At 38.1% G+C, this 13,486-nt stretch carries 11 protein-coding genes; all 11 read right to left on the bottom strand.

Annotated features, from left to right (window positions below):
• Positions 1-61: 61 nt before the first annotated feature.
• The 11 genes from AC2TDL_RS05230 to AC2TDL_RS05280 all read right to left on the bottom strand — a co-directional run bounded on the left by AC2TDL_RS05230 (position 62) and on the right by AC2TDL_RS05280 (position 13,285).
• Positions 62-1,912 (bottom strand): polysaccharide biosynthesis protein, encoded by a 1,851-nt coding sequence (locus tag AC2TDL_RS05230; RefSeq protein WP_484699142.1) that lies wholly within the window; start codon positions 1,910-1,912, stop codon positions 62-64.
• A 69-nt stretch (positions 1,913-1,981) separates the two neighbouring features.
• Positions 1,982-2,680 (bottom strand): CpsD/CapB family tyrosine-protein kinase, encoded by a 699-nt coding sequence (locus AC2TDL_RS05235; protein WP_484699143.1) that lies wholly within the window; start codon positions 2,678-2,680, stop codon positions 1,982-1,984.
• Positions 2,661-3,410: a YveK family protein gene (locus tag AC2TDL_RS05240; RefSeq protein WP_484699144.1), complete on the bottom strand. Its 750-nt coding sequence runs from the start codon at positions 3,408-3,410 to the stop codon at positions 2,661-2,663. The genes AC2TDL_RS05235 and AC2TDL_RS05240 overlap by 20 nt, the downstream gene beginning before the upstream one ends.
• A gap of 115 nt (positions 3,411-3,525) precedes the next feature.
• The gene (locus AC2TDL_RS05245) at positions 3,526-5,988 is read right to left on the bottom strand and encodes an S-layer homology domain-containing protein (protein WP_484699145.1); all 2,463 of its coding nucleotides are present in this window, start codon (positions 5,986-5,988) and stop codon (positions 3,526-3,528) included.
• 43 nt (positions 5,989-6,031) lie between these two features.
• On the bottom strand, positions 6,032-7,060 hold the full coding sequence (locus AC2TDL_RS05250; protein ID WP_484699146.1) for a stalk domain-containing protein: 1,029 nt from the start codon (positions 7,058-7,060) through the stop codon (positions 6,032-6,034).
• 23 nt (positions 7,061-7,083) lie between these two features.
• Complete coding sequence (locus AC2TDL_RS05255; RefSeq protein WP_484699147.1) at positions 7,084-7,839, bottom strand: tyrosine-protein phosphatase; 756 nt, start codon at positions 7,837-7,839, stop codon at positions 7,084-7,086.
• A 628-nt stretch (positions 7,840-8,467) separates the two neighbouring features.
• Positions 8,468-9,406 carry a diacylglycerol/lipid kinase family protein gene (locus tag AC2TDL_RS05260; protein WP_484699148.1) on the bottom strand — a complete coding sequence of 313 codons (939 nt, stop codon included), beginning with the start codon at positions 9,404-9,406 and terminating at the stop codon, positions 8,468-8,470.
• A gap of 169 nt (positions 9,407-9,575) precedes the next feature.
• Positions 9,576-10,208: an FMN-dependent NADH-azoreductase gene (locus tag AC2TDL_RS05265; protein ID WP_484699149.1), complete on the bottom strand. Its 633-nt coding sequence runs from the start codon at positions 10,206-10,208 to the stop codon at positions 9,576-9,578.
• A 150-nt stretch (positions 10,209-10,358) separates the two neighbouring features.
• The gene (locus tag AC2TDL_RS05270; RefSeq protein ID WP_484699150.1) at positions 10,359-11,399 is read right to left on the bottom strand and encodes a Gfo/Idh/MocA family protein; all 1,041 of its coding nucleotides are present in this window, start codon (positions 11,397-11,399) and stop codon (positions 10,359-10,361) included.
• A gap of 106 nt (positions 11,400-11,505) precedes the next feature.
• Positions 11,506-12,633 carry an NAD(P)/FAD-dependent oxidoreductase gene (locus tag AC2TDL_RS05275; protein WP_484699151.1) on the bottom strand — a complete coding sequence of 376 codons (1,128 nt, stop codon included), beginning with the start codon at positions 12,631-12,633 and terminating at the stop codon, positions 11,506-11,508.
• Positions 12,634-12,718: 85 nt separating this feature from the next.
• Positions 12,719-13,285 carry a DUF4256 domain-containing protein gene (locus AC2TDL_RS05280; protein ID WP_484699152.1) on the bottom strand — a complete coding sequence of 189 codons (567 nt, stop codon included), beginning with the start codon at positions 13,283-13,285 and terminating at the stop codon, positions 12,719-12,721.
• Positions 13,286-13,486: the final 201 nt, after the last annotated feature.

Below are 13,486 nucleotides of genomic sequence, written 5' to 3' on the forward strand. Positions count from 1 at the left end.
TCACCTACTTTACTTTTATAACCTAATAAGAGAAGCAGAGCAACTCCGCTTCTCTCTTGTGTTAGCTACTCGGCACAAGCACTTTTTCGCCTTTACGTCCACCGCTATAGGTAGGAACAATGCGCGAAAGCAATTCTTGGATCATTTCTTTATCTTGACCTAGTATGCGTTCTAAGCGACGAAGCTCAAGCTCAATACTTTCTCGTTCAAAATTCGCTGGCTTGCCAATAAAGATTCGTTTATGCTTCGTATCAGTCATACCTTCCTCGTTCATTAGCAGCTCTTCATATAGCTTTTCGCCTGTGCGAATTCCTGTAAACTCGATCATAATGTCAACATTAGGCTCATATCCAGATAGCTTTATTAGGTCATGTGCCAGATCAACGATACGTACAGGCTCACCCATATCCAGAATAAAAATCTCGCCCCCCTTAGCATAAGCACCAGCTTGCAATACAAGTCGCGAAGCTTCCGGGATTGTCATAAAGTAACGAATCATTTCTGGATGAGTCACTGTAACAGGACCGCCTTTAGCAATCTGTTCTTTAAATAGCGGTATAACACTGCCACGACTGCCAAGCACATTGCCAAAACGCACCGCACTAAAGCTAGTTTTAGATTGCTTAGCTAGGCACTGAATGTACATTTCAGCAATCCGCTTTGTCGCTCCCATTATGCTTGTTGGATTTACAGCTTTATCTGTAGACACTAGCACGAACTTTTCTGCTTCGTAGCGGTCAGCTAGATCCGCCACATTACGTGTACCGAAAACATTATTTTTTATTGCCTCTGATGGATTTTCTTCCATTAAAGGGACATGCTTATGAGCCGCAGCATGAAAAACCACCTGTGGCTTAAATCGTCGGAATACATCCTCCATTCGTGCGCGATCCTGCACATCCGCAATGATCGGAACGACCTTAACATCCTTGGAAGAAAGCTCACGATGAATCTGATAGATGCTATTCTCGCCATGCCCTAGTAACAATAGTTTACCTGGATTAAAGTTAGTCAGCTGTCTGCACAATTCAGAACCAATTGATCCTCCAGCACCAGTTACTAGAACAACTTTATCTTCCACATACTCTTTAATGCCATCACTTTCAAGAACGACAGGATCTCGACCCAATAAATCTTCGACCTCAACATTACGAAGGGATTTCATTGTGATCTTACCTTCGATAAGGTCATGAATATGCGGAATAATTTTCATATTTGCATTCGTACGCTTGCAAATAGAAATAATTTCTGAGATTTCCTTCCGAGATACAGAAGGCAACGCAATTATAATCTCTGAAATATCATGTTCTTTTACTATTTGCGGGATATGTGAGCGATTCCCTAGCACTGGCAAGCCTACAACATTCTGATGTAGTTTAAGTGGATCATCATCGATAAAACCAATAGCGACAAGATTAGAGTTGGAGTTTGATTTCAACTCACGCGAAACGAGTACTCCGCATTGACCAGCACCTATAATTAATGTTCTCTTTAATCCATCCATATCTGGTTTTACCAAATAGTCCTTTGCTAATCTTATCGCAAAGCGCGATGCTCCAACACCAAGCAAAATCAGCAAATAGCTGTTTACAGCGATAACTACAGGTACATATAGATTGGGCAATAATAATGTGAAGATATAGGATAAAGCCATGCTAAAGGTAACAGCTTTAAAGATTAATAGCATTTCACCTACGCTGGCATATTGCCATACACGTTTATATAGTGAACTAATATAAAAGCAACCAAAGCTGAATACGACACTAATCCCTAAAAATTGTAATGCTTTAGAAAAATTAATTTTACTTATTTCTCCATTAACATTTAGCAAATAGGATAATGCTACACAACCTGCAACTATGCATATATCTATTACAATAAGTAATAACGTATATTTACGAAATTTAAACATACTAGCCTCCCACTTCCTTTTACTAACAGAAAACTAACTGTATATAAAAGGAACTTCGCCTACGAGCAATTACTTTTCTTCATGTCCATAATAATAGTAGTAGTAATCATCCTTGGCTTTACGCTTCGCATTATTAATTACTACTCCAATAATTTTCGCTTTAACGATTTCCAATCTTTCCTTGGCATCTAATAATGCACTGCGTTTTACTTTTCCTGCCTCAGCAACGAGCACCACACCATCACAATGTGTTGAGATAAGCTGTGCATCAGTTAAAGCTAGCACTGGCGGAGTGTCAATTATCACTTGATCAAATAGTTCACACAATTGCTCAATAATTTTACCTAATGCCTTTGAACCAACTAACTCGGAAGGATTGGGAGGAATCATTCCGGCAGTTATTGCACTTAAGTTAGGAATAGCTGTATCTTGAATGACTTCTTCAAGCACAGCCTGCTTAGTCAATACATGGCTAATTCCTAAGCGATTAGATAATTTAAATGTTTTATGCACCGTTGGTTTTCGTAAATCCAGCTCAACCAATACCGTGCGCTTATCACTTTGTGCATAAGTTGCTGCCAAATTGGCTACTGTTGTCGATTTCCCTTCACCCGGTCCAGCTGAAGTTACCATTAATACTTTTAATTCTTCATCTATTGCTGAAAAGCTAATATTAGTACGTAAAGTTCGATACGCTTCACTAATAGGGGATTTAGGATTAGTAACAGTAATCAGGTGCCTCATTTGCTCACTTAGAGACTGTGACATTGCTTGCAACCTCCGTTCTAACCTTTTTCTCCGACACTTTTCCCCTACTCAAATCTTCCTCTGTTACGGTTGGAATCGTCATTAGAACAGGAAGACCAATATATTGCTCTACATCCTGCTCATCCTTAATACTATCATCAAGATATTCAAGTAATAACGCAAGTCCAATACCTAGCAATAATGCAACAATGATACTTAGAGCTATATTTAATATTGGATTTGGAGCAACAGGAGAAGGATTATCAACTAACTTTGCCTCATTTAGAATGCTCACATTATTTACAGACATTATATTAGGAATTTCTTCTACAAAAACTTTTGCTACTTCATTTACTATTCTTACTGTTGTTGGATAGTCGCTGTATCTAGCCGAAATACTTAGTACTTGCGTATTGCTAACAGAAGATACGCTAATTAAATTTGATATTTGATCTCCTGTTAATCCTAAATCGGCATTACGTTCTGCTACTTTATCGGTTATTGCTGCTGTCTTAATAATCTGTTTATACGTATCTACGAGTCTAATATCAAGGTTGACACTGTTAATATCCAGCGTTCTTGACATATCCTGTGAATTATTCACGATCAGTTGCGTAGAAGATTCGTACTTTGGTTTCATAAACCAATAACTAAATATAGCTGTTACTATTGCAATTACAACAACTAACCATAGAATTAGCTTTATCCGCTTTGCAATAATCCTAAAGTAGTCTTTAAGCTCTAGTTCCATGGACTTTTTATAACCTCCAAAACTATAAATCGACCGCAATCAGTCAGTAAGAGTTTCCATTCAGCACAAAGCTGAACAAAAACTCTTACTAAGATTGCTAGGTCGATATAGTATATTATCTTAGATCAAGAATAGATGCAATAATAACTGCTACTTCTGCTCTTGTTGCATTACCTTTAGGATCGTAATTGCTGTTGCCTTTACCTTGTACAATACCGTCATTTGCTAATTGAGCAACATTTGCTTGATGTACTGGAGCAACTTTATTACCATCATTAAATTTATTTAGAACTTCATTTGCATTAGCAGGAGACTCAAAGCCAAGAACCGCTTTTAATGCGTTAGCTGCTACACTTGCCATTTCTTCACGTGTAATTGAAGCATTAGGATCAAACTTATCAGCACTGCGTCCTTTAATAATGTCATATTTATATGCCGCAGCAATTACATCATGGTACCAAGCATTTTCAGATACGTCTTTAAATGTTAGGTTAGCCTCTACGCTTAAGTTAAGTGCACGTACAACTAGTGCAGTAAATTCAGCACGAGTGATGTTGCTGTAAGGATCGAATTTACCTTCGCCTTTACCTTGGATAATACCTTTATCTGCCAGTTTTTGAATTGCATTAGTAGCCCAAGTAACATTAGAAATATCATTGAATTCTGCTTTATTTTCAACTACTACGAAATCACCAAGTACATTTGTGTAGAATGTAATTGTTTTAGTTGCAGGATCGTATTGACCACCGATTAGTGTTTGGCTGCCGTTACCTAGCAATGCAACTGTTACATTGCTGCTGTCACCATTCACAGGAAGAGTAACACGATATTGTTGTTTGAAGCCAAGTACGTCTTTGCCGTTAGCATCTTTTACAGATAGGCTATATACATCAGATTTTGCACCTTGTACATTGCTAGCTTCTGATTTATTAATTGTAAGCTTAGTATTGCTAGTTAATTGACTTACTGCAGCTTCAATTACAGCATCGCCAGAACGAACTGCAACATTAGCAATGCCTTTGCCAGATAGTGTATCAAGTGAAGCTTTGTTAATGTTCAATTGAGCGTTAGCTGCTACTCCTACGTTAAATGTTAATGTTGGAGCAACATCAAGTTTAATGCCTGCTGCTTCAAGAGCTGCTTTTAATGTATTTAGTACAGCAGTAACTTGCTCATTATTAATTGTAGTTAATTTACCTGGTACAATATCCAGTGTGGTTACACCGTTAACAGTTGTCGTTGCATTTGCTGCTGCAACTGTTAATGCTTGACGCAATTGCTCTTCAATGATTTTTTTCAATCCATGTACTTGAACGTTGTTGCTAAGTACTGGGTTTTTGCTTAAGTAATCTGAAATTAAAGCAGAAATAGCTGCTGCTTTTTGTTGATAGTCACCAACAAGAGTTAATGAATTATCAATAACTGATCCACCGCCAGAGCTTGGACGATTTGCTGTTACAGAAATTTGTTGACTAAATAGTTCAATTTCTGCTTCTGCAAAATCATCCGGAATTTCGAAAGCTCCTACTTTAAATTTTTTCAATTTAGCTGTTACATTAATATTGAAAGTACCATAACCGTTAACATTTAGTACTAATACGCCATTATTATCTACGCCGATATTGTGAGGACCAGCACTCCAATCTAGAGCAGATACTAGAGCAGATAATGTAAGATCATCAATACCTGGGAAATTAGGATTCAATTCTACTTTGCTACCTGTACCTGTATAGCTACTCTTAAGCGGACGGTATCCTTCTTGTTCTAATTGATATTGTGCTGCTGCAATTGCAAATGCAAGTGCACCTTTTTTGTAAGTTTCTTTTTTGCTTGCATTAGCATTAAGCTCAGACTTAACGTTTGCTTTTAATGTATCAAAATCTGCTTCAAGATCATCAAGGCTGCTGTATGCGTTTTGAAGCACGATAGAGAAAGTATTGTTAGTAGATTGATTTTCATATTCAGCTTTAGCAAAAGCTTTTAGAGCATCTAACACTTGGTCTTCAATATTAGTATAGTTAAAGTTTCCGTTAAGGAATGACTCTTTTAGTGCCACTAGAAGTTTAGCAGCATCATCAGTTGTTAGATATTGATCGTTTGCTAAAAGTCCTGCATCTTGCAAAGCATCATTCAACTTATAAATTGCATCTTCAACATTAGATGGTACATCATTCAAGTTAGTGCTCAAGTTAGGGCTGTTAGATTTGTAGGATGAGATAGCTTCTTTAATTAAAACTTCCACTGCTTCTTCAAGCTTAGATACAACTGTTCCGCCTAGACCATTAATTTTGTTATATAGGTTAGGAAGATCAGCTTGAATGTCAAGTGATTCAACATCAGTATTTGCTTGATCTAGTGCAGCATCAAATGCATTTGCTAGAACTGCAGAACCGTTATATTGAACATTCAACTTTTCATATACACCTTTTAGCTTAGTTGCAACACTAATTTTCTCAGCGCTAGCTGGTGCAGAAGCAGCATCCACTTTGTCGATTACTTTATAAGATACTGGAGCAAATGTCATAGCACTTGCCATCGCTAAAGCAATTGTAGTAGTTAGTAATGTTTTTTTCTTCATATCATTCTCTCCTTTACTAATTGCATTTCTATAATAGTTTTATTTAAGAATTAGAAAACCTTTGGTACATAGCGTTTTTTTCCGCCTGATAGGTTTCTAAAAACTTGCTACCTTCATTGCCAATTTCATAATTATATTTGCCTAGCTCGCTATTCATATTTTCGATAATTTTAGCGACTTCAGCATCTGCGTCAGCAAGAGCCTGCAATCCTTCAGCAAGCAACTTCGCTTTTCCTTCGTCATCCGCCTCTAAATATTGGGAATACAAAGAATATGCTTTTGTAGACAATCTAGATTTCAGACGTTTAAGCTCAGTTTCTGCAGAAGAAATAATTTGCTGTCTAGTCGGCTGATTTTCTCCACCACCAATAGACCCGTTAGATCCATCAGTGTTCTCCCCAATAGAACCATTCGTTCCATCAGTATTTTCACCATTAGAGCCATCAGCATTCCCTCTACTGCCGCCATTATTGCCAGATTGATCATTGCTTGCAGTACGAGATTTCATAATAACACTTTTCGTTGCAGAGTTATATGTAATATCGTGTTGAATCGACTCAGCAAAGAAGCGAAGCGGAACATAAAGTGTCCCTTTGTGCATAAAAGTAGTAACATCCTTTGGAATTGATAACTGTTTTCCAAAGAAGTTGTAGCTAGCTACGTCAACTGAAGCATAAATTTTTTCTTTCTTCCATGATGATGCTGCCTTAGATGTATCAGCATTTGCAACAGAATATTGTGCTTTATAACTTTGCAACTGCTTTAATTGATTAGCATTTGGCATCGAAATTGATACAGTAGAAGTACTGTTATTCCAAACTACCCATTTTTCTAGCAAATAGCTTGCAAAGCGTATAGGCACATAAACTCGGTTATTATATAGAAAACCTTGTGTTTCCTTTGGAGCATGATATACCTTACCATCAACGATGAAATGAAAGTCTGCTTTATTTACAGTAACGTATTGCTGCTTACCGACTGCATAAGCTGTTGGTGTAGCTCCAACACTCACAAACAAAGTTGTGATTAATGCTAATAACAAAAATTTTATACTAACCTTGTTTACCTTCACACCTAATCCTCCTTTCTTGAATTCTACCAGAATATAAATCTCCGCTTCACGGCTGGCATCGTGTCCAGAATACTCTGACCACGGATGATCCGTTCAGCATTGAGCTGATAGTATTCGACCACTGCTTGTCCTAGTTGCTTTTCTAACACTTCATATCCTTGTTTTAGATCAAATGGACGATTAATCGCATGATGAGCGTCAGAAGCAACAAAGTGAATAAGTCCCTTTTTACACATTTCAATTGTAATTTTTTGCAGTTTCCGCCCCTTATTGCCGCTAGCTGACGAGCTAGTAATTTGCGCCAATGCCCCTGCTTTAACTAAGCTGGACAAGCGTTCAATATTATTCGCTAACTCGCTATTTCTTTCTGGATGAGCAATAATTGGGGTTATGCCTAATAAAATAAGCTCATGAAACAGCTCCTCTACATGGGTAGGCACCTTAGAAGATGGGAACTCAACAAGCAAATATGGACTAGACGCAATTGTCTGCAATTGTCCATTCTCTAAATCTTCTAACAGGTTGTCATAGACTCTAACCTCTTGACCAGGCAGCACTTCAAGCTGAATATTGTGTTTACTCAGCTCTTCATTTAATATTGCAACCTCTCTTTTAACCTGTTCCGCTTCACAGTAAAATCCTCTTGCATGGTGATGCGGCGTAGCAACAACAACAGTAATACCGTTACGGGAGGCTTGTTCTGCTAACGCCAATGCTTCATCCAATGAGCCAGCACCATCATCAAAACCCGGCAATATATGTGTATGTATATCTATCAAAATGGTAACCCTCTCATTCTATTGTATACTATTTCATTATGCTAGATATATATCCAAAATAAAATAGTAAATTCGCTCCAATTTCTGGAGATTAAAAAGCCATTGCTAAACATAGTAGATTCGAGTATGATTTTATTACCTTTTCAAAATATCTTTTAATTCTTATTTTGTCTATCATTGGCTTTTTTAATTTAGACTAAGAGAAATATTTCATTATTTAAAGAAACCATTAACTTATATCTTATATCCAAAAAAAGGATCTCGACATTTTTTATCATACCATTTTACTACTAATTAATCAAACTGAATTTCCAGTCACCTCATCTGCATTTAAGTCTTATATATCAGGAAAAATTGCTCCTGCAAACTGACTAACATCAAACTCTTACGTATTACATGAAAGACTTAAATTCACTGCCCTCGTCTAGGATTCTCATGCGCATCATAATTATATACGCATTTGTCTGCTAAAATGTTCCGGAGATAACTAAAAATGATTTCACTTCTTGAATAAATTGAAAATAAAATATGGAATCTACCAAAGTTAATTATAGCGAACATAAAAACGGCAATCAATGTGGAGCTATTACCATAATAACTGTAGAATCACTAGATAATCCCATTTTAATTAATCTGTCACAGCAAAGCTCCATTTTTTATTACCAATTCCACATCGTACACGTTGTTTTGATTTTACTAGACCTAAACTTTCGCCATCTACATGAGTATGAGCCTCACTATCTAGTTGTATTTCAAAATTTTCTCCTTGCAGCATCGTTACTTCTTTAAATCGCTCATGTTTGCCCCAAAATACAGTTAGAAAAACCGTTAAAAGCTTGATACGTGATAGTTGATGAACAATGGTCAGCTCAAGCTTCCCATCACTGCTGTTTGAGCGAGGTGAAATCTTCATTCCTCCGCCGAAATAAGGCTGATTACTTACAGCAATAAACCATACCTTACTAAAATGTTGTTCAGAACCTTCATTATATATCGTTGCATTAAAGCGTTTAAACCTAAATAACCCCAGTACAGTCGAGATAAGGTAACCTAGCTTACCTAGCTTTAATTTATTTAATACTTTTTTATATGTGGAAGTATTGGTTAAATAGACAACATATGCATCAAATCCTACCCCTGTATTGTTTACAAAGCTAGCTTTTTGATCGCCATATATTAAATATCCAAGATCCATCGCCTTACCGTTATAGTTACGCTCTCGCACATATTGCTCTAAGTGCGCTATTGAAGAAAAAACTGAATACCCTCTTGCAAAATCATTGCCTGAGCCTGCTTTTATTGCACCAATAATAATTCGCTCACTTCCAGCAGCACCCTCTATCACTTCATGAATCGTGCCATCTCCACCAACAGCAATTAGCAAATAACTTGCATGAGCATCTATAGCAATACGTTCTTTGTAATCTCTTGCAAGCTTTATCGCATGACCAGCGTACTCTGTGCAATGCTCAATAAAGTCAATCGTAAGTTGCTGTTTATATTTACGCCATAATGCAGCTGCCCTACCGCCTCCAGCCTGCTCATTTACAATGAAAATAACATTCACGGGATTAAGTTCCCTCCTAATCGTATTTCTATCTCTATAAGCTTAACGATAGCGGCTTGGTTTTGTCTAGTTATGTCGAAAAAAATAAAAGGGTCGATCTGGTAGACCGGCCCTTTTTAAGATGAAGCTAGAATAATCTAGCCATATATAGTTAGTTACGAATTTATAATTACTTAGCTGCAACAAGTGATAGTTTTTCTGCAGCTGCTTTTACACGCTCTAAGCCTTCTGCAATAATAGATTCTGCTTGTGCTGGATTAGCGTTATGTCCTTCAATTACAACCTCATCAATAATTTCCATACCAAAGATTCCACCAAGAACATTACGCATATAATTTAATGACATTTCCATAGGTGCAGCTTCAGGAGTTGAATAGTATCCGCCACGAGCGTTTAGCAATATCGCTTTTTTGTTAGTTAGTAGCGGCACTAGCTGACCTTGCTCATTGTATTTGAAAGAATAACCTGCTTGATAAACATAATCAATAAAAGTTTGCAATGCAGCAGGAATTGTTAAGTTCCACAATGGGAATGCAAATACTACAACGTCAGCAGCTGACAATGCATCCATAGCTTTTTGCTTAGCTGCAAGCAGACGTTGATCCTCTGCAGTTAATGTACCAGCTTGTGCTCTGCCAAATGCTTCAAAAAAGTCTTGGCCGAAGTAAGGCATATCTTCAGCAAATACATCAAAAGTTGAAACTTCAACCCCTTTTAGATTTGCCGCAAATGCCTCGTACATTTTGCTTGATACCGCATCTGTAGCAGGACGATTGTTAGCTTTTACCAATAAAACTTTCATCTCTCATACTCCTTTATGTCTAGACTTTTTATACATTGATGTTTAAATACTCCTTAAGTATAGCTCATAAAGAAGAAAAAATAAATAGCTACTATAAAAAATGAAGTTACGGTTTTTTGACAATTAAGTTTTAATTAAATAGCTATTCGCTTATAAGCGGATTTCACAGCCCTGTTTAGATGAACGATAAATCGCATCTAATATTTTAATCATATGCACACCATCCTGTGGTGTAATCGTAGGGCTTTGCTCACCCTTTATACATTTAATAAAGTGAATAATATTTTGTACATGCTGCGTCTGTTCCTCATACGGCAGCTCTGGTCGCTCTGCGATAACTTGTCCATCTCGCTCGACATATATTGTCAGCTCGTCATTAATAATTGAGAAGCCAGCTTCTGTTCCCCGCCATTCAATAAATTTCTGCTCACGTTCAATATTTGATGCCCAGCTAAATTCGATTTGCAATGCAGAGCCATTATCATAGCGAATAAAGCCCATCGCTAAGTCCTCTACATCAAATGTTCCAGTCGGTATTTCTCCGTTTGCATCTGGTCGATCAGCAAATTTTCGGTAGGTAGCACCGCTAACCGTAGTTGGTTCAGGATTTCCAGCTAGCCACATCGCTAAATCAATCATATGTACGCCAAGATCAATAAGCGGCCCTCCACCAGATAGCTCCTTAGTTGTAAACCAGCCGCCACGACCTGGAATGCCTCGTGTTCGTATCCAGCCGCATCGACCAGCATACAGCTCGCCAAAAAAGCCTTGCTCAACTAACGCTTTAACATGCTTTGCTGCCGCTGTAAAACGATTGTTACGCATTACCATTAGCAGCTTGCCGCTATGCTCGGCGATAGCGGCCATTTTCTCAGCTTCCTCCGGATTAATCGCATCAGGTTTTTCACAAAAAACATGCTTGCCGTTTTTTAATGCTTCAATTGCGATTATGGAATGAAATTTGTTTGGAGTTGTAATACTAACAATATCAATATCATCACGAGCAATAAGCTCCATATAATCCGTGTATACCGTGGCACCTGGAAAGTCTTGCTCCGCAGCACGCGCGAGTTCTTCATTCGCATCACATACTGCAACAACTTCCACTCCTTCTGAGATAGCTGTTCGCCAACCCTCCAAATGCGCATAGCGATAAATTCCACCTGCTCCGATAATCCCAACTCTTAACATGAATAAACCTCCTAAGTTAATTGAAGTAAGCACTATCTTGTATTCATATAAAGAATAGCATAAAAATAAGGTTCACCAATAAAGGAAAATCACTTCTACATTGACATTAAGCTGTAATCATTGCCTGCGCCACTGCATAATCCTCTAAATGGATATCAAGCTCCATATCTAAAGCAAGCTTAGCAAGCTGCTGACCGATATACGGTCCCATTGTTAATCCTGATGACCCTAGTCCATTGGCTACTATTAGTTTTTGCCAGCCATCGATTTTTCCTAGTACAGGAAGAAAACCAGCGGTAAACGGGCGAAAACCTACTCTAATCTCATGCAAACTGCAATCCGCAAGTCCTGAAGCGATATCCATGCCTTTTGTTAAAATTTCATGCATGCCGCCTGCAGTTACATTTGTATCATAACCGACAACATCATTTTCATGAGTTGCACCAATCACAATTCGACCTTCATCAAAGGCTAGCAAATATTGATCAGTCGGCGGCATCACAACCGGCCACTCCGCTGTTTTAACATCCGCTTCCGTTTGCAAATGCATAATTTGTGCCTTTTGATACCGCACATGCATCATAATGCCAAGCGGGTGGAGTAATTGATTTGACCAAGCACCTGCACATACAATAAACTCATCAGCCGTAAATGTTTCTCCATTTACCTTAACTGCTGTTATCATTCCGTTTTGTTGTTGCAGCTGAGCATTGCCTGTAATGAGTCGTGTGCCATGACGCTGAGCTGAACTTAGTAAAGCATCGCGCAAACGTCTACCATCTACCCTTGCCGCCCCAGTAACATGAAGCGCCGCGTAACCTTCTGATAATAAAGGAAATCTTTCTTTTGCTTCAAGTTCTGTTAGTAAGGTGAGCTCACCAATTTCAGGAGCGTCTTCCTTACGCTTTTCCGCTCTTTCTTTCATCTTAATTAATTTGTCATAATCATGATGGATACATAAAGCTCCTACCCTGGCATAGCCTGTATTTCCTTCTCCATCCTGCTTAAGCTCGGCAATTAATGAAGGATAGTATCTTGCTCCTGCTTTAGCAAGACGATACCACGTTTGGTTACGGCGTTGCGATAGCCATGGACAAATTATTCCTGCCGCTGCATCGGTAGCTTGTCCTTTGTCTTGGCGATCGATAATAGTAACCTCAGCTCCTAATTTACTTAGATGGTAAGCGGTCGAAGCCCCCAATATCCCTGCCCCGATTACAATTATCTTTTTCATGTCTATACCTTCTCCGTTGTTTCCTCTAATTCATCTTAAATAAGCAAAAATACTTCACTGACAATGAAATAATGATTCACAAATGCTAAACTCTTAGTGAACCGCGCACTCCTCTGGCAGCATAGTATGAATCTGCTCCATTATGGTAAACAAACACATGTCCATAACGATAATCACCAAATATTGCACCGCCGAGCTTTCTAATCTCAACAGGCGTTTTTAACCAGCTCGATGTTTTCGTATCGAATGGACCTAATGTTTGCAAATAGCGATACTCTTCCTCATTTAAAATATCGATTCCGATCTCATTTACAAAATCAATTGCACTGTTTTCAGGCTTATTTTGCTTTCTTGCTTCTAATGCCTGACGATCATAGCACAAACTTCGTCTCCCTCTCGGACTTTCTGCTGCACAATCGTAGAAAATATATTCTCTAGTCTCCTCGTCGTAAGCAACAACATCAGGCTCTCCACCTGTTGCTTCCATTTGCTGCAGTGACCACATTTTTTGCGGGTATTGCTCGAGTCTAGCTTTGACCTCCTCCCACTGTATTCCATTATGACGATGCATATTTTTAAAAAATCGAGTTTGTAATACTTCAAGCAATTGCTGAGTTTCCTCTTGTAATAATTCTCTTTTGTTATTAGACATATAGGTATACCTCCTTTTATTCGAACGCATTAACCCTATACATGTAGTTTTCCTACATATCATAACGCATTCCCTCAACAAATAGCTAATATTATTCCCTACAAATATACGATTATGCTCCAGAAATTGGTCAGCTAAAAGCAAATAGACCGCTTCTCAATAAAAAAGATTAGCGGTCTATTTAAAATCATTTGTCTTAGT

This window comes from Paenibacillus sp. plas6 (genome assembly GCF_057221655.1).

Coding starts and splice junctions, on each gene's coding strand:
- AC2TDL_RS05230 (WP_484699142.1), bottom strand. CDS start 1,912: ATGTTTAAATTTCGTAAATATACGTTATTACTTATTGTAATAGATATA.
- AC2TDL_RS05235 (WP_484699143.1), bottom strand. CDS start 2,680: ATGTCACAGTCTCTAAGTGAGCAAATGAGGCACCTGATTACTGTTACT.
- AC2TDL_RS05240 (WP_484699144.1), bottom strand. CDS start 3,410: ATGGAACTAGAGCTTAAAGACTACTTTAGGATTATTGCAAAGCGGATA.
- AC2TDL_RS05245 (WP_484699145.1), bottom strand. CDS start 5,988: ATGAAGAAAAAAACATTACTAACTACTACAATTGCTTTAGCGATGGCA.
- AC2TDL_RS05265 (WP_484699149.1), bottom strand. CDS start 10,208: ATGAAAGTTTTATTGGTAAAAGCTAACAATCGTCCTGCTACAGATGCG.
- AC2TDL_RS05270 (WP_484699150.1), bottom strand. CDS start 11,399: ATGTTAAGAGTTGGGATTATCGGAGCAGGTGGAATTTATCGCTATGCG.
- AC2TDL_RS05275 (WP_484699151.1), bottom strand. CDS start 12,633: ATGAAAAAGATAATTGTAATCGGGGCAGGGATATTGGGGGCTTCGACC.
- AC2TDL_RS05280 (WP_484699152.1), bottom strand. CDS start 13,285: ATGTCTAATAACAAAAGAGAATTATTACAAGAGGAAACTCAGCAATTG.